The sequence below is a fragment of the Pseudomonas sp. GW704-F2 genome (assembly GCF_059423025.1).
Genome location: NZ_JBWKXO010000002.1, coordinates 44,890 through 66,429, shown reverse-complemented (window position 1 = coordinate 66,429; position 21,540 = coordinate 44,890). Strand labels below are relative to the sequence as shown.

Here is a 21,540-nt window from a genome sequence, read left to right as displayed (position 1 = left end):
ATTCGGCAAGTGTTCTTTTGCAAACGTCGATCAGCTGCGCTTGGCGCGATAGATGCGAAAACCATTGCCTTCGGCCTTGACCGCACACACGCCCAAGTGCTCTTCGATCAGCGGCTGGTACTTCAGGAAGCTGTTGGCAACCAGTCGGAGTTCGCCGCCTTTTGCCAGGTGTTTCGCGGCTTTTCGCAGCAAGTTCTCCGTGGCGAAGTAATCGGTGTGTACCCCGACATGGAACGGCGGGTTGCTCAGGATCGCGTTCAAGCCCATCGGCGCGGCATCGATGCCGTCTGCGGTCAGCACGTCGGCTTCCAGACCGTTGGCCGCCAGGGTCAGGCGGCTGCTGGCGGTGGCGAAGGCGTCCACATCCAGCATCGTCACCGTATTGTGCGGGTAGCGACGTTTGACCGCCGCGCCCAACACACCGGCGCCGCAACCGAAGTCCAGCAGGTGGCCGCTGGGCAGTTTGTCCAAATGCTCCAGCAACAACTCGGTGCCACGATCCAGGCGGCCATGGCTGAACACGCCTGGCAGGCTCACCACTTTCAGCGGACCTTCGGCCAGCGGCACTTCGAAAACCTGCGCCAGGCTCTCCAGCTCCACCGCTTGCGGCGCGTTGGCCACGGTGACCTGCCACAACTGGCAGTGCCGTGCATTATCGAGTTTGCGCGGCTTGCCGAAGGGGATCATCTGTTTGGCGGCGCTTTCGATCCCGCCTTTTTTCTCCCCCACCAGAAACAGCTCGGCACCGGGCAGGCGCGCGGCCACGGCGTTGAGCAGATAGTCGGTGAGGTCCTTGGACTTGGGCAGGAAGATCACTGCCGCATCAAACGTGCGCTGCGGCACATTCACGCCGAACTGGCTGCGCTCGGGGAAACGTGCGTCGAGCGCAGCCTGGTCACCGGCATGCCAGCACCAGCCGTGGGCGTTGGGCAGGCGGCCGAGCAAATCGTCGGCAGGCAACCCCACCAGCAGCAGGTTGCCTTGAAAAAGTTCGGCCTGACGAAGCAGTACTTCACTGCGCGGATCCATGGTCTGCTCCTTGAAAAGGGGCGCAGTTTATCAACTGACGACGCGCAGCGGGGCGCCGCTGAAAAAGCCGCGGGCGTTTTCCGCCAGTTGGCCGACAATCCGCTGCCGCGCTTCGCGACTGCCCCAGGCGTTGTGGGGCGTGACGATCAAGCGCGGGATATCATCGGCCAGCAGCGGGTTGCCATGCACCGGGGGTTCGACGCTCAGCACATCGGTCGCCGCGCCGCCCAGGTGGCCATTGCGCAAGGCGTCGGCCAGGGCTTGTTCGTTGATCAGGCCACCGCGCGCGGTGTTGACGATAAACGCGCCGGGCTTGAGCAACGCCAGCTCGCGGGCGCCGATCAAGTCGCGGGTGTGTTCGTTGAGCGGGCAGTGCAGCGTCAACGCGTCGACCTGCGCCAGCAATTCATCCAGCGGCATGCGGTCGGCGCGGGCAGGGCGCCCGGGAATGGCGCCGAGTATGACGCGCATGCCAAAGGCCTCGGCCAGCCGTGCGACGGCGCTGCCCAGTTCGCCATGCCCGAGCAAACCGAGGGTTTTGCCCTCCAGCTCGACGATCGGGTGGTCCAGCAGGCAGAACTGCTTGGCGGCTTGCCATTTGCCCGCGCTGACATCCCGTTGATAGTCCTTCAGCCGCGTCGCCAGGTTGAGCAGCAGCATGATCGTATGCTGCGCCACCGACGGCGTGCCGTAGCCCTGGCAGTTACTGACGGTGACACCATGGGCGCGGGCGGCTTCAAGGTCGACGTTATTGGTGCCGGTGGCCGACACCAGGATCAGTTTGAGTTCGGGGCAGGCGGCCAGGGTTTCGCTGTTGAGCGCAATCTTGTTGCTGATAGCGACCTGGGCGCCTTGCAGGCGTTCGACCACATTCTGCGGGGTGGTCTGCTCAAACAGCTGCAGCTCGCTGAAACAGTTGTGCAGCTCACTGAGATCGAGATCCCCCAGGTCGAGGGATGGGTGATCGAGGAAGACGGCGCGGCGATTGTTCGTCATCAACTGTACCTTTTGTGACAGGGTTCGAAGGCGTAATCTGCCGAGCCTATCAGATGAAATAATCCGTTACTTAATGGAGTGAGTATGTACGTCGCCGAGTTTTTGACCGTGGCCTTGATTCACCTGCTGGCAGTGGCCAGCCCCGGTCCGGATTTCGCGGTGGTGGTGCGCGAAAGTGTCACCCACGGCCGCCGCGCCGGGACCTGGACCGCATTGGGCGTGGGCTCGGCGATTTTCCTGCACGTGGGGTACTCGTTACTCGGCATCGGTTTGATCGTGTCCCAGTCCATCGTGCTGTTCAACGCACTGAAATGGGCGGCGGCGGCCTACCTGCTGTACATCGGCTTCAAGGCCCTGCGCGCGCAGCCGGCCAAGCCAGCCGCCGAGGGCGAACTGCACCGCGAAGTCGGCGAACGCACCCCACGCGGGGCGTTTACCGCAGGCTTTGTGACTAACGGTTTGAACCCCAAGGCCACGTTGTTCTTCCTGTCGCTGTTTACCGTGGTGATCAACCCGCACACACCGCTGGCGGTGCAGGCGGGTTATGGCGTGTACCTGGCGGTAGCGACGGCGGCGTGGTTCTGCCTGGTGGCGATGTTGTTCAGCCAGCAGCGGGTGCGTGCAGGGTTTGCGCGGATGGGGCATTGGTTTGATCGGACGATGGGCGCGGTGTTGATTGCCATCGGTGTAAAACTGGCGTTCACCAGTATGAAATGAGTCGAACTCTCTTACGACCGGCACCAAGATGGAATATGGTTTTGTCCTTGGCGGAACCAGCGGGTTCGAAAGCCAATTTTTGTATAGGCGGCATCACCATCTCCTGTTGGGGAAATCGACTTCACGTACTGGATGGGCGCTCTCCGGTAAGGGGTCGGTAAGCCCCTCGACATCTGTCTTCTCCTCGAATATTTGACCGTTGTTACCGACCAGCCTATAGCTATACGAAGGCAGTCTTTTTCCCCATTCGTCCACAATGAGGTAGCGCCCAAACCCGGGCTTATCCGGTTCTGGGAGCCAGTCGGGTAACAGCTGCGGGCGGGGGTCCCGACAATCGGCATAACGCCAGCGTGAAAAACACTCGGGGGCGCGTCCTGTGCGCAGGCTTTGTAGTTTCCAGAAGTCTGGCGTCGATTGACCATCTGCCACGACATTGCCGTCGGGATAGGTGAAAGCGGTGTGGTTTCCCTCCTTTTTTTCCTTTGGCCCCGCCGAATAAACTATGAAATCGGAATGTATGACTGGTTCGAAATATACCTGCCGCGCCTGTAATGCTTGGTAACTGAGGTAAATGCTGCCCTCGCCGGCCAAGCCCACAGTTTTTTTGTAAGGCCCCAAAAACTCTTCATCGACCCAAGGGTAGTAATCCTTCTTGATCGTCAGATCGCCTTCAACCTTGATATCAGCTCCTCCCCGTGGCGAGTCGTTGTAGTCAAATATCACAACCACGCCGCCCCCTCCCCCTGAAGTCACATTCTCGCCAAAACGCGTCGGATCCGCATAAACCACGCCAAAGGTCACATTCGCCAAATGCCAGCGGCACGCGCCACCGCCATCTTTCGGCAGTTCTACTTGGTAGAGATCACTCTGCCCCTGGCGCTCCAGTTCCTTGTAAACCGAGTGATGACCATCCCGTTCAGTGCGCTGGCCGCTGGCGCCGTAGTCGACACGCTTACAAATGGGCGAGCGGTACATCACCCACATAGTTTCGGTTTTTAGCTCCTTGGGCAGTTTCACGGTGACGGTTATTTTTTCGCTGTTGGCAGGCGGCGCCAGACTGTAATCCTGACGGCATCCACTGAGGCTAAAAAACATCGCGCACACAACAGTGAGCAGGCGGAGAAACCGGATTTTGTTCTTTCGCGTGTTGATCGGCTTAACCATCGGTCTTCTCGTAATAAGCTTTTGGGTCGGCAATGGCGTTAAAACGCTGCAGCGCCTCGGTGCCACCTGCTACTCGCTGGGTGATATGCAGGGCTTGGTCTACCAGGCGCTGTAAGTCGAGGAACACGCGATTGCGGGTCAGTTCGTCCTCGTGAATGCTCCCGTAGTAATCCTTTAGCTGTTGTTCGAACTTGCGCCGTTGGACCTGTCGCTCCAGCAACGGATCGCGCTCTGCATCAATCGATTCCAGTAATTGGTTATGGATATAGGGTTGGTATTGCGACATGAAGTGATCGCCAATACGCGGCATTCGACCCGTCGCCGGGTTGCTGTAGCGAGGGAAGAACCGGGCCCGGCTTTCGGCGTTCAGCGATGTGTTCAGGCACTGCGTGGCCTGCTCGACTTGCTGGTCACCGTCCTCGCTCAGACTGGGGACCAAATACAGCTTGGTTTTTTCCGGCAGTTCGTAGGCGATAGTGCTGCGATAGGGCGTGCCATCGGGTTTGCGGTAAGCGGGGTATGGTGTGATCTCCTGTTGCTGGTGTTGCTTGGCCCGGAAAAACATGGCGATCTCACCGTGATGGCTGAACGGGTCTTCATGTTTGAATACTGCGCTGGAGACGGCTTGACGTAGCGACCAACTAAACCCAGCGAGCAGGCCGACAGGGCCATAGGCGTCATATAGGTAATTGTCCAGCGCGGCCTCGGGGGGCACGCGAGGAATGGCGTCCATGTCATTGACATGGCGAAAGTGCCATAGGTCGCCCAAAAACTGTATGGCGTGGAGGGTGAAGGTGCGGGGCATGCCGTAGGTGTAGAGCAGAGGGTTATGGTTTTTCAGCGAGGCCGCGTGGATGAGGCCAAGCGCGCCGCCCAGGCTATGGCCGCAGATGAACAATTTTTTATCGCGAGCACCACCAAGAATCGTCTTGCCAAAATCAGTATCAAAAACTCTTCTCGCCACCTCAAAGGCATCGCGAAAGCCAAGGTGCACACTGCCCACAGCAGTAAGGTCAGGGCAAGGAACCTTAGGCTCGCAAACCGCAGCGATCTCCGGTTTCACAGGACGAAAGGTCGCATCGGTGATGAGGTCAGCAAGCCCTTCCATCTCAGTGCCGCGCCACGCCACCAACGCCTGGGATGCACTGATAGCGTAAAGCAGCTGGGTATGACCTTCCGGCACGTCTGCCTTAGCGGTATCCAAGGCTTTGATCGTCAAATAACGATCACTAAAAGGCACATCAACCACCACACATGGCCATGCCTGGCCGTTATCCCAAACCCGAGGTGTGCGTGACAAATCCAGGCATTGCTGCTCGAAAAACTCGTTGACGGAACCCAGTTCGCGTTCATCCCGCGTGCTATACGCCAAAATACTCATCAACCCCAGGTTGTAGGCATTGACCAGGCTGTACCCAGACTGGTGATGCAACATCAGAGACCAGGCGCGAAATGGGCAGACTTCCAGCACATGACGACGGTCCAGTTCATCGCCACTGACGGTGAAGCCGTTGAACTTTCGTTCCGGGAAATGAAACGCCGGTAGCTTATTCGAATCATTCAAGGGGGGCTGGAATGTTGGTTGTTGGTCACATAATTGACCGATTCGCAGATAGTGGTAACAGCGCCCCGCAGCCAGCGCCTGCTTCTCAATCGGCGAAAAGCCTGAGCGTTGCGGGCCATACAGCGGTGTACGATCCCCGATAACCGGTCGAGGCGGCTCTGCGCGCTCAGCACGCAAACGACGCGTTTGCAGTTGATCGGCCAAAGGGTTGGTCTCCATCAACAACGTGATAGGCAGCGGATGCAAGCCCTCAACGCGAATCACCCGCTCGGCATCGCTGCGGCCAAGAAACTCCGGCACAACACGCTCACGAGTGGCCTCATTCACCGCACGGTAAGGCAGGTTCGCCAGGGGCTCGCCCTGCTCATCCAGCAATTGGAACTCTATCCAATGCCGTTTCTGTTTGCCGCCGATGAAATCCTTGTTCGGGTTGAGTGTGTCCGTGCGGTGCATGGGATCGTTGTGCATAGCGGTCCTTTAGCGATGGATGCGACGAAAGTCCAAAGCGTAAAGAGTTGCTATCCGTGGCGAATGTCGGAAGGTTCGCCTTTCAGCGAAGGGTGCTTCCTGATCTAATTTGCTCATGTCCCGAAGAGGATGTTGGCGCAAAGCTATCATTCGCAGCAGGCTGCAAATCATTCCTTTGGCTGATTTGGTCGGCACCTAACGTATCTACAGTGCAGGTCTTCAAGCCGAGACCGTGCAGTCATAAAAAGGGATTCGTATGTTGCAGACCCGTGTTATCCCGCCCGCCGAAGGTGCGTACCAATATCCGCTGTTGATCAAACGCCTGCTGATGTCCGGGGCCCGTTATGAGAAGACCCGGGAAATCATCTACCGCGACAAGCTGCGCTACACCTATCCGACCCTGATCGAGCGGGTCGCGCGCCTGGCCAATGTGCTCACCGAAGCCGGGGTCAAGGCCGGTGACACCGTTGCCGTGATGGACTGGGACAGCCACCGTTACCTGGAATGCATGTTCGCCATCCCGATGATCGGCGCGGTGATTCATACCATCAACGTGCGCCTGTCGCCGGAACAGATTCTCTACACCATGAACCACGCCGAGGACCGCTTTGTGCTGGTCAACAGCGAGTTCGTGGGGCTCTACCAGGCGATTGCCGGGCAGCTCACCACCGTCGACAAAACCTTGTTGCTGACCGATGCGGCCGAGAAAACCGCTGAGCTGCCGAACCTGGTGGGGGAGTACGAAACCCTGCTGGCCGCCGCCAGCCCGAAATACGATTTCGAGGATTTCGACGAAAATTCCGTCGCCACCACCTTCTATACCACCGGCACCACCGGTAACCCCAAGGGTGTGTACTTCACCCATCGCCAATTGGTGCTGCACACCATCGGTGTGGCGACCATCATGGGCAGTGTCGACAGCGTGCGCTTGCTGGGCACCAACGACGTGTACATGCCGATCACGCCGATGTTCCACGTGCATGCCTGGGGCCTGCCGTATGTGGCCACCATGCTGGGCCTGAAACAGGTCTACCCCGGGCGTTACGATCCGGAATACCTGGTGGAGCTGTGGCGCAAGGAGAAGGTCACCTTTTCCCACTGTGTGCCGACCATCCTGCAAATGGTGCTCAACGCCAAGGCCGCCCAGGACGTGGACTTTGGCGGCTGGAAAATCGTCATCGGCGGCAGCGCCCTCAATCGCACGCTGTATGAAGCGGCCAAGGCCCGTGGGATTCAACTGACCGCCGCGTATGGCATGTCCGAGACCGGGCCGCTGGTGTCCTGCGCCCATCTCAACGATGAGCTGATGGCCGGCACCGAGGACGAGCGCACCACTTACCGCATCAAGGCCGGAGTGCCCGGGCCGTTGGTGGAAGCGGCGATCATCGACAGCGACGGGCATTTCCTGCCCGCCGATGGCGAGTCCCAGGGCGAACTGGTGCTACGCGCGCCGTGGCTGACCGAGGGTTACTACAACGAACCGCAAAAGGGCGCCGAGCTGTGGGAAGGCGGCTGGATGCACACCGGCGACGTGGCGACCCTCGATGCGTTTGGGGTGATCGATATCCGCGACCGCATCAAGGACGTGATCAAGACCGGCGGCGAGTGGATCTCGTCCCTGGCTCTGGAAGACCTGGTCAGCCGCCACCCGGCGGTACGCGAAGTAGCGGTGGTGGGCATCGCCGATCCGCAGTGGGGCGAGCGCCCGTTTGCGTTGCTGGTGGTGCGTGATGGCCATGTGATAGGCGCCCGTGAACTCAAGGAGCACCTCAAGCCGTTCGTGGAGTTGGGCCACTTGAGCAAGTGGGCGATTCCAAACCAGATCGCCATTGTTACTGAAATTCCCAAGACCAGTGTCGGCAAGCTCGACAAAAAACGTATCCGCGTCGACATCATTGAGTGGCAGGCCAACAACAGTACGTTCCTCTCTACCCTTTGATACCTTTCGCCGTGCCCGTTCGGGCACGGCAATGCTCTATCTCGCGGCTTTACTTGTGATTTGCCGATTTTCAGCCATCCTTGCCGCGTCGGCCTTCGTCGACGTGGCAAAAGGGCTGTGGCAGACGGGTCGGTGATGCAAATCACACTTTAGAGGGATCAAGCGGTACCCCCTGCTGGCTATAGTCCCTCTCAGAGTTTTTCAAGGATGTTGCGCTTCGAGCCATGGGGGCTCGGTTGCCGGGCGGCATTGGAATCGTTGTATTCCGGCCGTTACATGCATCACCGAAAGAACTCACTGCCATAACAATAATGCACATGGAGTAGCGTCGATGACCTCAGTAAATCAGTTCTGGCGCCGGGCAAGATTGCCCCTGGCCGTCAGTCTCGCTTCTACGCTCGCCGGGCCGGCATTCGGCGTCAGTTTCAATATCGGTGAAATCGAAGGGAATTTTGACTCCTCTCTTTCCGTGGGGGCCAGTTGGTCGACAGCCAAGGCCAACCGCGATCTGATCGGCGTCAACAATGGCGGCAAGGGCTTGTCCCAGACCTCCGATGACGGCCATTTGAACTTCAAGCGCGGTGAGACGTTCTCGAAAATCTTCAAGGGCATCCATGACCTGGAACTGAAATACGGCGACACCGGTGTGTTTGTACGCGGCAAATATTGGTATGACTTTGAACTCAAGGACGAAAATCGTGAGTTCAAGGACATCAGTGACAAAGGCCGTCCTATGGGCGCCCGGTCTTCCGGCGGGGAAATTCTCGACGCCTTCATTTATCACAACTACTCGATTGCCGATGAGCCCGGTTCCGCGCGTTTCGGTAAGCAGGTTGTAAGTTGGGGCGAAAGTACCTTCATCGGCGGCGGCATCAACTCCATCAACCCGATTGACGTAGCGGCGTTCCGTCGCCCGGGTGCCGAGATCAAGGAAGGCCTGATTCCGGTCAACATGTTCTATGTGTCGCAGACACTGACCGAAAACCTGTCGGCGGAAGGCTTCTATCAGTTGGATTGGGAGAAGACCGTCACCGATAACTGCGGGACATTTTTCTCCCAGGCGGACGTCATTACAGGCGGCTGCAATGACAACCTGCGGTTGCTCAGCAAGCGCTCTGTGATAACCGCAGGCGGTGGTTTGCCGCTGATGAATCAGTTTGGCGTCAACATCAACGAAGAAGGTGTACTGGTCAAGCGCGGCTCTGATCGCGACGCGCGTGATGGCGGGCAGTTCGGTGTAGCCATGCACTATAACTTCGAGCCGCTGGACACTGAGTTCGGCGCTTACTTCATGAACTACCATAGCCGTGCGCCGATTTTCAGCGCCAAGGGCGCATCGGCTGCGACTTACGCCGCGGCTAACGCATTGACGTTCACGCCAGCCAGTAGCCTGCGTCCACTCATCGTGGCCGGTAACTCCAGCTACTTCGTCGAATATCCAGAAGACATTCGCTTGTACGGTTTGAGCTTCTCGACGACCTTGCCTACCGGCACAGCGTGGAGCGGCGAGATCAGCTACCGGCCGAACGCGCCGGTTCAGCTCAACACCACCGACATCTTGTACGCGGGCGTTACGCCGTTGATAGGCTTGAACGGTGCTTCCCCGCTCAAGGGCGCCGCCGGTCAGGATCTGAATGGCTACCGCCGCAAGGAAATCACCCAGCTCCAGACCACCTTTACGCACTTCTTTGATCAGGTCATGGGCGCCAGCCGGCTGACACTGGTGGGCGAAGTGGGGCTGACCCACGTCGGCGGCCTGGAAAGCAGCTCGAAAGCGCGCTACGGGCGTGATCCGGTATTTGGTCCTGGGGAAGGCCCACTGTGCGCGACGCTCAACGCGGGAACCATTGCCGGTGCGGGAGCAGGTACAGACCGCAGTAACCTGACGGCCAACTGCAACAATGACGGCTTTACCACCGCCAACTCCTGGGGCTATCGCGGCCGGGCAATCTGGGAATACCCGGATGTGTTCGCGGGTGTGAACCTCAAGCCCAACGTGGCCTGGTCCCATGACGTCAGCGGTTATTCGCCAGGCCCTGGCGGCAACTTCGAAGAAGGTCGCAAGGCTGTCAGTCTCGGCCTGGATGCTGAATACCAGAATACCTACACCGCGAGCTTGGCCTACACCAACTTCTTCGGCGGTAAGTATTCCACTGTGGACGACCGTGATTTCATCGCCCTCAGCGTCGGCGCCAACTTCTAAGCACACTGCATTTCAGGAAGAACCAGAACATGAAAATAACTAAAAGTCTGTTGCACGTCGGTGTGCTTGGGCTGTCGATCCTGGCGAGTAACGTCATGGCGGCGGTGTCGGCGGATGAGGCCGCCAAGCTGGGCACGACCCTGACCCCGATGGGCGCCGAAATGGCCGGTAACGCCACAGGCACCATTCCTAAATGGTCGCCGTTGCCGACGAATGCCGGCGCCGTCGACGCCCGTGGTTTCCTGGCCAACCCTTATGCCAGCGAACAACCGCAATTCACCATCACCGCGCAAAACGTCGAGCAATACAAAGACAAGCTGGCGCCGGGGCAGTACGCGATGTTCAAGCGCTACCCGGACACCTTCAAGATGCCGGTCTACCCGACCCATCGCGGCGCCACCGTACCGGCCGAGGTGTTCGCCTCGATCAAGAAGAACGCCACCACCACCAACCTGGTGTCCGGCGGCAACGGCCTGGAAAACTTCGAAACCGCCGTGCCGTTCCCGATTCCGAAAAGCGGCGTTGAAGTCATCTGGAACCACATCACCCGCTATCGCGGCGGCAGCGTGACCCGCCTGGTGACCCAGGCCACGCCGCAGACCAACGGTTCGTTCAGCCTGGTGTATTTCAAAGACCAGTTCGTGTTCCGCGACAAAATGAAGGACTTCGACCCGAAAAACCCCGGCAACGTGCTGTTCTACTTCAAGCAGCAAGTGACCGCGCCAGCACGTCTGGCCGGTGGTGTGCTGCTGGTCCACGAAACCCTCGACCAGGTGAAGGAACCGCGCTCGGCGTGGGTCTACAACGCCGGCCAGCGCCGTGTACGCCGGGCGCCGCAAGTGTCTTATGACGGGCCGGGTACCGCCGCCGACGGCCTGCGTACCTCCGACAACCTCGACATGTACAACGGTGCGCCGGACCGCTACGACTGGAAACTGGAAGGCAAGAAAGAAATCTACATCGCCTCCAACAGCTACAAGATCGACGATCCGAAACTCAAGTATGTCGACATCATCAAGGCCGGCCACATCAACCAGGACCTCGCACGCTACGAGTTGCGCCGCGTGTGGCATGTGGTCGCGACCCTGAAGGAAGGCCAGCGCCACATCTACGCCAAGCGTGACTTCTTCATCGACGAAGACACCTGGCAAGCGGCCGTGATCGACCACTACGACGGTCGCGGCCAACTGTGGCGCGTCGCCGAAGCCCATGCCGAGAACTACTACGACAAACAAGTGCCGTGGTACGCCCTGGAAACCCTCTACGACCTGCAGTCCGGCCGCTACCTGGCCCTGGGCATGAAGAACGAAGAGAAACAGGCGTATGACTTTGGCTTCACCGCCACCACCAGCGACTTCACCCCGGCGGCCCTGCGCCAGGACGGTGTTCGCTAAGCTGCACGCGTAGCCAAATGTGGGAGGGGGCTTGCCCCCGATAGCGGTCTGACAGCCAAGAATTCTATTGGCTGCCCCAGCGCAATCGGGAGCAAGCCCCCTCTCACATTTCTTGTCGCAGTTCTTTTTCAGGCAAATGTTGCAAAGATCTACAAAACCGCCGCTTTTACCGCTAGTCTGCGGACATCTGCAATGCCGACAACAGCCTTCTACAAGAGCCCGGCGATGACTGATCTGTCCCGAATCCAGGGGCCTGCCAGCGCGGTGATTCCGTCCCTGGAAGGTCGCTTCTACAGACCTCCGCTGCCTGACGGCTACGTGCTGCGACCGCGCCTGTGCGAACGGCTGAGCGCTGGCCTGGAAGGGCGATTGCTGCTGGTCTGCGCGCCGGCGGGGTTCGGCAAGAGTTCGCTGGCGGTTGAGTTCTGCCAGAGTCTGCCCGCCCATTGGCAAAGCCTTTGGCTGGGCCTGAGCCCACGGGATAACGACCCCGGGCGTTTCCTCGAGCGCCTGCTTGACGGCTTGCAGCAATACTTCCCGCAACTGGGGGCGCAATCCCTGGGCCTGCTGAAAATGCGTCAGCGTCATCAACCGTTTGCCTTCGAAGAATGGCTCGATGGCTTGCTCGATGAGCTGGCGCTGCAGTTGTCCACGCGTGCGCCTTTGTTGCTGGTGCTGGATGACTACCATTTGGCCCAGGGCCCGGTGCTTGACCGCTGCCTGCAGTTTTTCCTCAATCATTTGCCCGATGGCCTGCTGGTGCTGGTTACCAGTCGCCAGCGCCCCGACTGGCACCTGGCGCGCTTGCGCCTGTCTCGGCACCTGCTGGAGCTGCATGAGCAAGACCTGCGCCTGACCCACGCCGAATCCCTGGCGGTGTTGGATCGCCACAGCAGTTCGCTGCGCGGCGAGGCGCTGGATAACTTGATCCGCCGCAGTGAAGGCTGGGTCGCCGGTTTGCGTTTCTGGCTGTTGGCGGCCTCCGAAGCGGGGAATGAAGGTGCCTTGCCGCAAAGCCTGCACGGCGGCGAAGGCTTGATACGCGACTATTTGCTGGAAGAAGTGATTGATTGCTTGCCGGCGGAAGTCCAGGCGTTCCTCTATGAAACCGCCTCGCAGGAACGCTTTTGCAGTGAACTGTGCGACGCCATACGCGATGCCCACGACAGCGCGGAAATCCTGCGTTACTTGCAGGCTCACCAGGTATTTCTGGTGCCGCTGGACGAGCAGGGGCACTGGTTCCGTTATCACCATTTGTTTTCCGACCTGCTGCGCACCCGGCGCGCGAGCAGCGCCGTGCTGCCGCCCGCCAGCCTGCACCTGCGCGCCTGTCGCTGGTTCAACGCCCAGGGGCTGATCGATGAAGCGGTCGAGCAGGCGTTGCGCGCCGGTCATCTGGATGTGGCGGCGAACCTGGTGCAGAACCTCTCCGAGGAGCAACTGCTGGCCGAGCAGAACGTCGGCATGCTCCTACGCTGGAAAATGGACTTGCCCGACAGCCTGCTGATCAGCACGCCCCGGTTGATCGTGCTGTACAGCTGGGCCTTGGGCCTGGCCTGTCAGTTGGATGCGGCGGAAGAACTGTCGGGCTACCTCAGTCGCTTCCTGCCGGCACCATCGGCCACTGCGCAGAAGTCGATGCTGGCGCAATGGCTGGCGCTGAGCGGGATCATCGCCCGGGGCCGAGGCGACCGCGAGCTGACCCAGCGCTATTGCAGCGAAGCCTTGGAAAGCCTGCCGCAGCGCCGTTATGGTCAGCGCCTGATGTGCCTGTCGACCCTCTCCAACCTGGCGATCGTCGATGCCGACCTGTGGCGCGCCCGTGGCTTGAACCGCGAATCCCTCGAACTGGCGCAGCGTGTCGGCAACCCCCTGTTCGAGGCCCTGGCCCATTACGACCGCGCGCGGGTCTTGCAGGCGCGGGGTGAAATCCTGCGCTCGCTGGATGAAGTGCGTCAGGGCCTGCAACGCTTGCACGACCTTTCGCCCCAACGGTTGTACGCCGTGCGCGCCCGATTAGCGCTTTACGAAGGCTACCTGCTGCTCGCGCGTTGTCAGCCTGAAGCCGGCCTGGTCCGCCTGCGCGCCGGTCTGGCCGAAGCCCGCGCCTGCCGGGATATCAGCGTGCTGATCGGGCATTGCGTGATTGCCAACTTCGAAGGGCGCCGCGGCGACTTCGCCAAAGCCTTCGCCGAACTGGCCGAGGCCGAACGCCTGATGCACATCTGGGACGTGCCGCCGATTTACTACCTGGCAATGATCACCCTGATCAAATGCGAGCTCTGGTTGGCCCAGGGGCGTACCGACCTGGCCGACGCCTGGCTGACCCGCCTGGGGCAAACCTACAACGGCGCACACGCGGCGGCGGCCCCGGAGTTTCACCCGCACCTGCCGCAGCATATCGAGCTGCAGCAAGCCGCGTTGGACGCGATCCGCCATCAACCGGCGGCAGCCTTGCAGCGCCTCGAAGACCTGGCGCAACACGCTCATGGCAGCGGGCGCCAGATGATTGCCCTGATGGCGCTGACCCAGCAGGCGCAGTTGCTGCTGGAGAGCGGCCAGGAGGCCAAGGCGCGCGAGGTGTTGGTTCGCGCCCTGGAAGCCGGGGCCGGGGGCGCGCTGCAACCCTTCCAGCGCCTGCTTGAAGGGTATCCCGACTGGATGCGCGATCAACTCGGCCAAGACCCCCATGGTTTATTGAACCAGAGCCTGTTGGCGCTGCTGCCGGCCGTTGCTGTCAGCGAGCCGGCGCCCAACCATGAAACCCTGAGCGCCCGCGAGCTGGCGGTGCTGCAACTGATCGCCCAGGGCTGTTCGAACCAGGAGATCAGTAACCGCCTCTTCATCTCCCTGCACACGGTCAAGACCCACGCCAGCCATATCAACAGCAAGCTCGGCGTGGAGCGGCGCACCCAGGCGGTCGCGCGGGCGCAGGAGCTGCGGTTGATTGGTTAAAGCCGGAGTCCGCTGGCGAGCTTGCCTGCGTTGAGGTGCGACGCCGCTCCAGTCTGGTTTAATAGTGCAATCATTCTGGCGGCAGTCGCCCGGAAACCCTATGCCGTTTGCACGAGAGGACCGTTCATGGACACCGCAAAGCCGACCCTTTTCCGCGAAACCTTCCCCGTCGGCCCGTTGCAGTGCAACTGCACCATCATCGGCGACCCCATCAGTAAAAAAGCCATCGTGGTCGACCCCGGCGGCAATCACGAGCTGATTCTGGCGCGGCTCGAGGCGCTGGGCCTCAAGGTGGTGAGCATCATTCACACCCACGCCCACCTGGATCACTTCCTGGCGTCCGGCCAGTTGAAGGAGAAGACCGGCGCGACCCTGCATTTGCACAAGGCCGACCAGTTCCTCTGGGATAACCTGGAGATGCAGTGCCAGACGTTTGGCGTGCCGTATATGCCGGTGCCGTCGCCGGACCGTTGGCTGGCCGACGATGAAGAGCTGGCTTGCGGTTGCGGCGTCGCATTGCATACGCCGGGGCACACGCCGGGGTCGATGAGTTTCTGGTTTGCCGATGCCAAGCTGCTGATCGCCGGGGATACGTTGTTTCGCCGGGGCGTAGGCCGCACGGATTTGTGGGGCGGGGACCAAGCGGCGATTGTGCGCTCGATCAAGCAGCGCCTGTATACGCTGGATGAGGCGGCGACGGTGGTGACCGGTCACGGGCCGGAGACGCGACTCGGTGACGAGATGCGCGAGAACCCCTTTGTGCGCGCATGATTGCAGCTTGGGCGGTCAAGCCCTGTAGCAAAAAACTCAGCGTGTGTTCAGCGTGCGTCTGCTACGGTTTGTGCCGCGACGATAGTCCTGCGTTTTTTGTTACAGGTTAAGATACGTCCACGGAATTTTTACCGTTTGTCGCGTTCAAAACCCGGCAAAGATCCATTGTCCATATCCTCTGCACCCAGAGTGCAAAAGTAGGAGCTTCTCCATGTTCACTCCGCGTCGTCTGCTCGTTGTCGCTACTGCCGTAGCCATGTTATCTGGCTGTGCTTCACCCAATCCGTATGACGGTAGCAGCCAGGGACAGGCGAGTAATGAATCCGGTGGCATGAGCAAGACCGTCAAGTACGGCGGCCTCGGCGCTCTGGCCGGTGCGTTGGCCGGTGCAGCCATCGACCATAACAACCGTGGCAAGGGCGCACTGATCGGTGCCGTCGTCGCGGGTGCAGGTGCTGCGGGTTATGGCTACTACGCCGACCAGCAGGAAAAGAAACTGCGCGAAAGCATGGCCAATACCGGGGTTGAAGTTCAGCGCCAGGGCGATCAGATCAAACTGATCATGCCGGGCAACATCACCTTCGCCACCAACTCGGACGCGATCGCCAGCAGCTTCTATACGCCGCTGAACAACCTGGCCAACTCGCTCAAGCAGTTCAGCCAGAACACCATCCAGATCGTGGGTTACACCGATAGCACCGGCAGCCGCCAGTTGAACATGGACCTGTCCCAGCGTCGTGCGCAGAGCGTGGCCAACTATCTGACCTCCCAAGGCGTCAGCGCTGCCAACCTGAGCGCTCGTGGTGCCGGTCCGGATAATCCGATCGCCAGCAATGCCGACGTCAACGGTCGCGCGCAGAACCGTCGTGTAGAAGTGAACCTGGGCCCAATCCCAGGCCAGCAGTATGGCCAGCCGGGCGCCCAGCAACAGGCGCCGCAGCAGAACAACCAGTTCCAGGGCAACCCGTACTCGCAATACCAGTAATCTGCAGCCAATAAAAAGGGCGCCGTGCAATCAATGCACGGCGCCCTTTTTTTGTGGCCGTCGGTTACATCAATCGATGTACTCGAACACCTTCACGATCTTCTGTACGCCGGACACGCCCTGTACCAAGTTCGCCGCACGGGTCGCTTCTGCCTGGGTCAGCAGGCCCATCAGGTAAACGATGCCGTTGTCGGTGACGACTTTGATGCGCGAACCGGGAATGGCGTTGTCGGTCAGCATCTGCGCCTTGATCTTGGTGGTCAGCAGCGCATCGTTGCTGATGGCCAGCAGGGTGATCGGGTCCATTACCTGCAATTCGTTGTGGACCTTCTTGACCCGCTGCACGGCCGAGGCGGCTTGTTCGGCCTGGGCCTTGAGTTCGGCACGTGGCGTTTGGCCGGCGAGCAGCACCACGCCGTTGAAGCTGGTCACGACGATGCGCGACGCGCCATTGCCCAGGTCCGTAGCGGCCTTGGCGACGTTGACCTCGACCTTGGTTTCGATCAACGAGTCGTCAATCTTGCTGCCGAAGGTGCGGGTGCCCTTGTCGTCCTGGATGGGGGTGTCACGTGTCGCGGTGATTGCCGTGCTGCAGCCGCTGATGCCGAGGCACAGCGCAATCGCCAATAGGCTGAGGCGTTTAACGGTCATTCTTCACTCCCGAACAGTTGGCTGTCGATCAGATCGCACAGGCAGTGGATCGTCAGCAGGTGGACTTCCTGAATACGTGCGGTGACATTGGCCGGGACGCGAATCTCCACGTCCTCGGGCAGCAACAGCGAGGCCATGCCGCCGCCGTCGCGACCAGTCAATGCTACGACAATCATTTCGCGATCATGTGCGGCCTGGATCGCCTGAATAATATTCGCCGAGTTGCCGCTGGTGGAAATCGCCAGCAGCACGTCACCCGGTTGCCCCAGGGCGCGGATCTGTTTGGAGAAGATTTCGTTGTAGCTGTAGTCGTTGGCGATCGAGGTGATCGTCGACGAATCGGTGGTCAAGGCAATGGCCGGCAAGCTCGGACGCTCGCGCTCGAAGCGGTTGAGCAACTCGGACGAGAAATGCTGGGCATCGCCGGCCGAGCCGCCGTTGCCGCACGAAAGCATTTTGCCCTCGTTGAGCAAGGCATTGACCATGACCTGACTGGCTTGCTCGATGTGCGGTGCAAGTACGTCCATCGCCTGTTGCTTGGTGTCGATGCTGGCCTGGAAAAGCTGGCGAATTCGGGATTGCATGTCCATCTGTGTGACCTTAAGTAGCGCGGCTATTTGGCACAGGAATGTGCAGCCCGCAAAGCAAAGAGCAAAAGTATGTGGTGAAGATGTCCGGCGAATCAGCTGTCGAAGGCATCTTTGAGCCAGTTCAAATCAGCTTTGCCAGACGGTGTGCTTTCAATGGCAACCACATCGAAACGGCAGGGGGAGTCAGCCCAGCGATGCTCCTTGAGCAGGAAAAACTGCGCGGCGAGTATCAGCTTCTGACGCTTGCGCCCGTCGATACTGGCGAGCGCGCCACCCCATTGTGCGTGTTTTCTGTAGCGGACTTCGACGAATACTACTGTATCGCCGTCAAGCATGACCAGATCAAGCTCGCCGCGTTTACACAACCAGTTCTGCGCCAGAAGGCGTAGACCCTGTTGTCGAAGATACTCAAGCGCTTGAAGTTCGGCATCCTTGCCGCTTTGTGCGCTGGACCGCTCGGGCATCAGCGTGGGGTATCGGGCAGACGCTGGACCTCGCCGCCGACGAACTTCGCCCACGGCATCTGGCGGTCAACGCGCTGGTGGGCGCTGATGCCCAGGTTGCCCGAGAGGCCGTCAATGCGCGTATCCGGCAATGCCTTGAGTTGGCCCACGCGTGGCGCCAGGCGGTAGGCATCGACGCCCATCGCGTACAGGCGGCCAAGGCTGCCATTGGCTTGCGGCCATTGTGCTGCGACCTGGTTGCGCAGCGGGTCGGTGGTGTTGAGCAGCCAAGGGGTTTCGCAGAACATCACGTTGGTCATGTCCAGGTACTGGTTCTTGTCGCCGCTGGCGCTGAACACGTGAGACGTCGCATACACCGGCACGTCGCCGGCGTACTGGAAGTTCAGGGTCGGCTTGATCTGCTGGGCCAGTTGCGGGGTGACGGCCAGGAAGATGAACTCGATATCCTGGCGACGCGAAGGTTGTGCGGCGACGTCGGTGCCGACGGCGCTTTGCAGGCTCTTGGCACGGCCTTCACTTTTACGCAGTTGGAATAGATCGGCAATCTGCTGGGCGAGGGCGACCGGCTGGTCGACGTACTCGACGCCGACAACGGTGCCGCCGTTGGCTTCCCAGTCCTGGCGGAAGGCCTTGTAGACACGCTCACCCCATTCGCCGCGGGGCACCATCGCAGCGGCGCGGTGCAGGCCGTCGGCACGGGCGCGGCGCGAGACTTCGCGAGCTTCGTCTTCAGCCGCCAGGCCGAACTGAAACAGCTGCGCCGGGTTTTGATCGGTCTCGCTGTAGTTCAACGCCAGGGTGGTAATCGGCAATTGCGGGCGCGCGCTGAGCTGTTTGACCAGCGGCTTTTCCAGCGGCCCGACGACCAATTGCACGCCGGCAGCCTTGGCCTTGGCGTAGAAGTCGTCGAGGGAGGTCAGGCGCGAGCTGTCATAGAACTCGATGACCGGCGGCTTCTGCCCGGCTTGTTCAGCCTGGTAATGCGCGGCCATGAAGCCTTCGCGCAGGGCCTTGGCCACGTTGGCCAGTGGACCCTCCTGCGGCAGCAGCAGGGCGATCTTGTTCAGCGGCTGGCTCGCCAGTTCCTTGAGTTTGGTCAACGGCGTCGGCAGTTGCACGGCGGCCGGATGGCCCGGGTTCTGCGCACGCCAGGTGTCAATGGCGGCTTGCTGTTGCTCCAGCGTGCCGGCGCCCTTGACCGCCTGGGCCAGGGTGATCCAGCCGTCGAGCGTCGGGTTGCCGCTGGCTTGCAGTTGTTCGGCCGGCAGCGCGGCAATCAGCGCCCAGATGGCTTCATGGTTGCTCTTGGCAGCGTCGCCGGTCAGCAGTGGCGCCATGGTCACGCGCTCGCGAGCGGCGGCCAGGGTCTGGCCGTCGGCTTCATAGGCGCGTGCATGTACGGTGCCGGTGCGGACCTGCTGTTCGGCCGGCAGCTCCTTCAGGTTCTGCAGGCTGGGGTGGTTCAACGCCGCCAGCGCGGCCTTGGGCTGGTTGCGCGTCATGGCCAGTTCGGCGGCCAGGGTGTTGGCGAACACCTGCGCGGCGGGCTTGAGAGCATCCAGCGGCACCTGCGCAAGAATCTGCGACGAGCGGCCAGCGTTGTTCTGGTGGTAGGCCATGTCGGCCGCACTCAGGCGCAGTAACGCAGCTTTTTCGGGCGTGTTGGCGGTAGTCGCCTGTTCGAGCAGTTGCTCGATACTGGCATCCGGGGTCCGTGGCAGGTCGCCAAGGCGGGACGAGGGCGAGCTGGCACAGGCGCCCAGCAAGGCAGCGAGGCAGAGGGCGGAGAGCAGCCGCAGGCAAGGGATCATGTAAGTGTTCCTGATACCGATCAAATTAGCGTGGAATTGTACCCAAGCACTGGCCCAGGCGCGATGTTACTGGCGTGAAACCGTCAATTTAGGTGGTGTAAATGTTGCGTTTGGGTGGCTAGGGCCGACCGACGGCTGAAACGGCATCCATCTCGATGGCATATTTCCGCGGCGTCGACGCGCTACAATGTGGCTTTTGCCAACCATCGAGGTGTGCGTTTTGACTGCTCCAGGTCCTTTGAATTCCACTGCAGGCTCGCTTTTTGTCGTGGCGACGCCCATTGGCAACCTGGACGACATCAGCGCCCGGGCGCTTAAAGTGTTGCGCGACGTTAAATTGATCGCTGCGGAAGACACTCGGCACTCCCAGCGCTTGATGCAGCATTTCGGCATCAGTACGCCATTGGCGGCCTGCCACGAACATAACGAGCGCGAAGAAGGCAGCCGTTTTATCACGCGCCTGCTGGCCGGTGACGATGTGGCGCTGATTTCCGATGCCGGTACCCCGCTGATTTCCGATCCCGGTTACCACCTGGTCCGTCAGGCGCGTGCCGCGGGTATCAATGTTGTGCCGGTTCCGGGCGCATGCGCGTTGATTGCGGCGTTATCCGCCGCGGGGTTGCCATCGGATCGTTTCATCTTCGAGGGTTTCCTGCCGGCCAAGGCGGTGGGGCGTCGCGCACGTCTTCAGGCGCTTAAGGAAGAACCGCGCACGCTGATCTTCTATGAAGCCCCGCATCGTATCCTCGAATGCCTGCAGGACATGGAGCTGGTGTTCGGTGGCGAGCGCCTGGCGCTGCTGGCCCGCGAGCTGACCAAGACCTTCGAGACGCTCAAGGGGCTGCCGCTGGAAGAACTGCGCGCGTTTGTCGAAGGTGACAGCAATCAGCAGCGTGGCGAGTGCGTGGTGCTGGTGGCGGGTTGGACAGCGCCGGAAAATGAAGACGCCGTCGGTGGCGAAGCCATGCGCGTCTTGGATCTGCTGCTCAAGGAAATGCCCCTTAAGCGAGCGGCGGCGCTGGCGGCGGAAATCACCGGGGTGCGCAAAAATGTGTTGTATCAGGCCGCGCTGGATAAACAGAAAGCCGAATAGTTCCGGGGTTAAACCGGTATTCCGTCTGAACGTGATGGCATTGCTGCACTTTTAATACTTGTCCTAACTCCGTCGTGCCGTTAACCTGCGCGGCGGAGAGTCGATTGGACAGTCGCTGCCCTCTATGAAAATTAGGGGGGGGAGGAAAGTCCGGGCTCCATAGGGCGAAGTGCCAGGTAATGCCTGGGAGGCGTGAGCCTACGGAAAGTGCCACAGAAAATAACCGCCTAAGCACTTCGGTGCCGGTAAGGGTGAAAAGGTGCGGTAAGAGCGCACCGCACGTCTGGCAACAGTTCGTGGCTAGGTAAACCCCACTTGGAGCAAGACCAAATAGGGTCCCAAGGCGTGGCCCGCGCTGGGACCGGGTAGGTTGCTAAAGATGTCCAGTGATGGCCATCGTAGACGAATGACTGTTCAAGACAGAACCCGGCTTATAGATCGACTCTCCACCTTTTTTCCTTCTGTCCGAATCTCGTGCAGAAACCCGGTAGTAACGCAAGAATCCCTCCCTGCCAAATCATTGGCAGATGCATCTTGGTAATACCAAAAAAATCTTACTCTTAATAAATTACTTTAACTTTGAAGCATAGCTCTTTGAGCTATTTGTTCTTATTGAGCCAAAAATACCGCTGAACTCTGATTTCTCCTCCTCTTGCGCTCCTAAATCTCCGTTCTGTAAGGCTTTTCCTTGAATCCGCGCCTTGACGGTGTGGTGGGCGCATTCCTATAGTGTGCGCAAGTGGCGG

General features: G+C 60.3%; 16 protein-coding genes and 1 other RNA gene. 9 read left to right on the top strand and 8 right to left on the bottom strand.

The genetic code is table 11. The features are described 5' to 3' along the window. Window positions 1–30: 30 nt before the first annotated feature. Entirely contained in the window at window positions 31–1,029 is a 999-nt protein-coding gene (locus tag AC07W0_RS02055) for a methyltransferase (RefSeq protein WP_046484632.1), read from the bottom strand. Between the two features lie 30 nt (window positions 1,030–1,059). Continuing rightward, window positions 1,060–2,025 (bottom strand): 2-hydroxyacid dehydrogenase, encoded by a 966-nt coding sequence (locus AC07W0_RS02050; protein ID WP_017845949.1) that lies wholly within the window; start codon window positions 2,023–2,025, stop codon window positions 1,060–1,062. An 84-nt stretch (window positions 2,026–2,109) separates the two neighbouring features. Here AC07W0_RS02050 and AC07W0_RS02045 point away from each other — a divergent pair, with 84 nt between their 5' ends. Continuing rightward, entirely contained in the window at window positions 2,110–2,742 is a 633-nt protein-coding gene (locus AC07W0_RS02045; RefSeq protein WP_017845948.1) for a LysE family translocator, read from the top strand. A gap of 93 nt (window positions 2,743–2,835) precedes the next feature. On the opposite strand, the gene AC07W0_RS02040 is transcribed toward AC07W0_RS02045, so the two are convergent. Both AC07W0_RS02040 and AC07W0_RS02035 read right to left on the bottom strand, forming a co-directional pair. Then, on the bottom strand, window positions 2,836–3,906 hold the full coding sequence (locus AC07W0_RS02040; RefSeq protein ID WP_102617128.1) for a hypothetical protein: 1,071 nt from the start codon (window positions 3,904–3,906) through the stop codon (window positions 2,836–2,838). Continuing rightward, complete coding sequence (locus AC07W0_RS02035; RefSeq protein WP_102617127.1) at window positions 3,899–5,938, bottom strand: lipase family protein; 2,040 nt, start codon at window positions 5,936–5,938, stop codon at window positions 3,899–3,901. Before AC07W0_RS02035 ends, AC07W0_RS02040 begins: the two co-directional genes overlap by 8 nt. 256 nt (window positions 5,939–6,194) lie before the next feature. On the opposite strand from AC07W0_RS02035, the gene AC07W0_RS02030 reads away from it, so the two are divergent. The 6 genes from AC07W0_RS02030 to AC07W0_RS02005 all read left to right on the top strand — a co-directional run bounded on the left by AC07W0_RS02030 (window position 6,195) and on the right by AC07W0_RS02005 (window position 16,185). After that, complete coding sequence (locus tag AC07W0_RS02030; protein WP_046484627.1) at window positions 6,195–7,877, top strand: fatty acid--CoA ligase; 1,683 nt, start codon at window positions 6,195–6,197, stop codon at window positions 7,875–7,877. Between the two features lie 331 nt (window positions 7,878–8,208). Continuing rightward, window positions 8,209–10,080 carry a DUF1302 domain-containing protein gene (locus AC07W0_RS02025; RefSeq protein WP_017845944.1) on the top strand — a complete coding sequence of 624 codons (1,872 nt, stop codon included), beginning with the start codon at window positions 8,209–8,211 and terminating at the stop codon, window positions 10,078–10,080. Between the two features lie 29 nt (window positions 10,081–10,109). Further along, the gene (locus AC07W0_RS02020; RefSeq protein WP_102617126.1) at window positions 10,110–11,474 is read left to right on the top strand and encodes a DUF1329 domain-containing protein; all 1,365 of its coding nucleotides are present in this window, start codon (window positions 10,110–10,112) and stop codon (window positions 11,472–11,474) included. A gap of 225 nt (window positions 11,475–11,699) precedes the next feature. Next, complete coding sequence (locus AC07W0_RS02015) at window positions 11,700–14,429, top strand: winged helix-turn-helix domain-containing protein (RefSeq protein WP_102617125.1); 2,730 nt, start codon at window positions 11,700–11,702, stop codon at window positions 14,427–14,429. Window positions 14,430–14,555: 126 nt separating this feature from the next. After that, window positions 14,556–15,200, top strand: coding sequence for an MBL fold metallo-hydrolase (locus AC07W0_RS02010; RefSeq protein ID WP_102617124.1), 645 nt, complete (start codon window positions 14,556–14,558; stop codon window positions 15,198–15,200). Between the two features lie 211 nt (window positions 15,201–15,411). Continuing rightward, window positions 15,412–16,185 carry a YiaD family glycine zipper/OmpA-like lipoprotein gene (locus tag AC07W0_RS02005; RefSeq protein WP_026139898.1) on the top strand — a complete coding sequence of 258 codons (774 nt, stop codon included), beginning with the start codon at window positions 15,412–15,414 and terminating at the stop codon, window positions 16,183–16,185. 69 nt (window positions 16,186–16,254) lie between these two features. Here the strand turns inward: AC07W0_RS02005 and AC07W0_RS02000 are convergent, their stop codons facing one another. From AC07W0_RS02000 to AC07W0_RS01985, 4 genes are all read right to left on the bottom strand, one after another. Next, entirely contained in the window at window positions 16,255–16,836 is a 582-nt protein-coding gene (locus AC07W0_RS02000) for a BON domain-containing protein (RefSeq protein ID WP_017845939.1), read from the bottom strand. Beyond that, complete coding sequence (locus tag AC07W0_RS01995) at window positions 16,833–17,426, bottom strand: phosphoheptose isomerase (protein ID WP_003171862.1); 594 nt, start codon at window positions 17,424–17,426, stop codon at window positions 16,833–16,835. Before AC07W0_RS01995 ends, AC07W0_RS02000 begins: the two co-directional genes overlap by 4 nt. A gap of 92 nt (window positions 17,427–17,518) precedes the next feature. Further along, window positions 17,519–17,890 (bottom strand): YraN family protein, encoded by a 372-nt coding sequence (locus AC07W0_RS01990; RefSeq protein ID WP_017845938.1) that lies wholly within the window; start codon window positions 17,888–17,890, stop codon window positions 17,519–17,521. After that, window positions 17,890–19,701: a penicillin-binding protein activator gene (locus AC07W0_RS01985; protein ID WP_046484605.1), complete on the bottom strand. Its 1,812-nt coding sequence runs from the start codon at window positions 19,699–19,701 to the stop codon at window positions 17,890–17,892. Before AC07W0_RS01985 ends, AC07W0_RS01990 begins: the two co-directional genes overlap by 1 nt. A 187-nt stretch (window positions 19,702–19,888) precedes the next feature. On the opposite strand from AC07W0_RS01985, the gene rsmI reads away from it, so the two are divergent. After that, window positions 19,889–20,794, top strand: coding sequence for a 16S rRNA (cytidine(1402)-2'-O)-methyltransferase (gene rsmI / locus AC07W0_RS01980; protein WP_162231502.1), 906 nt, complete (start codon window positions 19,889–19,891; stop codon window positions 20,792–20,794). A 96-nt stretch (window positions 20,795–20,890) separates the two neighbouring features. Further along, window positions 20,891–21,244: RNase P RNA component class A (rnpB, locus tag AC07W0_RS01975), an RNA gene on the top strand. Window positions 21,245–21,540 lie beyond the last annotated feature (296 nt).

What these genes read in the sequence shown, in the direction of transcription:
- AC07W0_RS02020 (WP_102617126.1), top strand. Translation starts at nt 10,110, where the DNA reads ATGAAAATAACTAAAAGTCTGTTGCACGTCGGTGTGCTTGGGCTGTCG.
- AC07W0_RS02005 (WP_026139898.1), top strand. Translation starts at nt 15,412, where the DNA reads ATGTTCACTCCGCGTCGTCTGCTCGTTGTCGCTACTGCCGTAGCCATG.
- AC07W0_RS02045 (WP_017845948.1), top strand. Translation starts at nt 2,110, where the DNA reads ATGTACGTCGCCGAGTTTTTGACCGTGGCCTTGATTCACCTGCTGGCA.
- AC07W0_RS02040 (WP_102617128.1), bottom strand. Translation starts at nt 3,906, where the DNA reads ATGGTTAAGCCGATCAACACGCGAAAGAACAAAATCCGGTTTCTCCGC.
- AC07W0_RS02055 (WP_046484632.1), bottom strand. Translation starts at nt 1,029, where the DNA reads ATGGATCCGCGCAGTGAAGTACTGCTTCGTCAGGCCGAACTTTTTCAA.
- rsmI (WP_162231502.1), top strand. Translation starts at nt 19,889, where the DNA reads ATGTGGCTTTTGCCAACCATCGAGGTGTGCGTTTTGACTGCTCCAGGT.
- AC07W0_RS02010 (WP_102617124.1), top strand. Translation starts at nt 14,556, where the DNA reads ATGGACACCGCAAAGCCGACCCTTTTCCGCGAAACCTTCCCCGTCGGC.
- AC07W0_RS01995 (WP_003171862.1), bottom strand. Translation starts at nt 17,426, where the DNA reads ATGGACATGCAATCCCGAATTCGCCAGCTTTTCCAGGCCAGCATCGAC.
- AC07W0_RS02000 (WP_017845939.1), bottom strand. Translation starts at nt 16,836, where the DNA reads ATGACCGTTAAACGCCTCAGCCTATTGGCGATTGCGCTGTGCCTCGGC.
- AC07W0_RS02015 (WP_102617125.1), top strand. Translation starts at nt 11,700, where the DNA reads ATGACTGATCTGTCCCGAATCCAGGGGCCTGCCAGCGCGGTGATTCCG.
- AC07W0_RS01985 (WP_046484605.1), bottom strand. Translation starts at nt 19,701, where the DNA reads ATGATCCCTTGCCTGCGGCTGCTCTCCGCCCTCTGCCTCGCTGCCTTG.
- AC07W0_RS02030 (WP_046484627.1), top strand. Translation starts at nt 6,195, where the DNA reads ATGTTGCAGACCCGTGTTATCCCGCCCGCCGAAGGTGCGTACCAATAT.
- AC07W0_RS02050 (WP_017845949.1), bottom strand. Translation starts at nt 2,025, where the DNA reads ATGACGAACAATCGCCGCGCCGTCTTCCTCGATCACCCATCCCTCGAC.
- AC07W0_RS02035 (WP_102617127.1), bottom strand. Translation starts at nt 5,938, where the DNA reads ATGCACAACGATCCCATGCACCGCACGGACACACTCAACCCGAACAAG.
- AC07W0_RS01990 (WP_017845938.1), bottom strand. Translation starts at nt 17,890, where the DNA reads ATGCCCGAGCGGTCCAGCGCACAAAGCGGCAAGGATGCCGAACTTCAA.
- AC07W0_RS02025 (WP_017845944.1), top strand. Translation starts at nt 8,209, where the DNA reads ATGACCTCAGTAAATCAGTTCTGGCGCCGGGCAAGATTGCCCCTGGCC.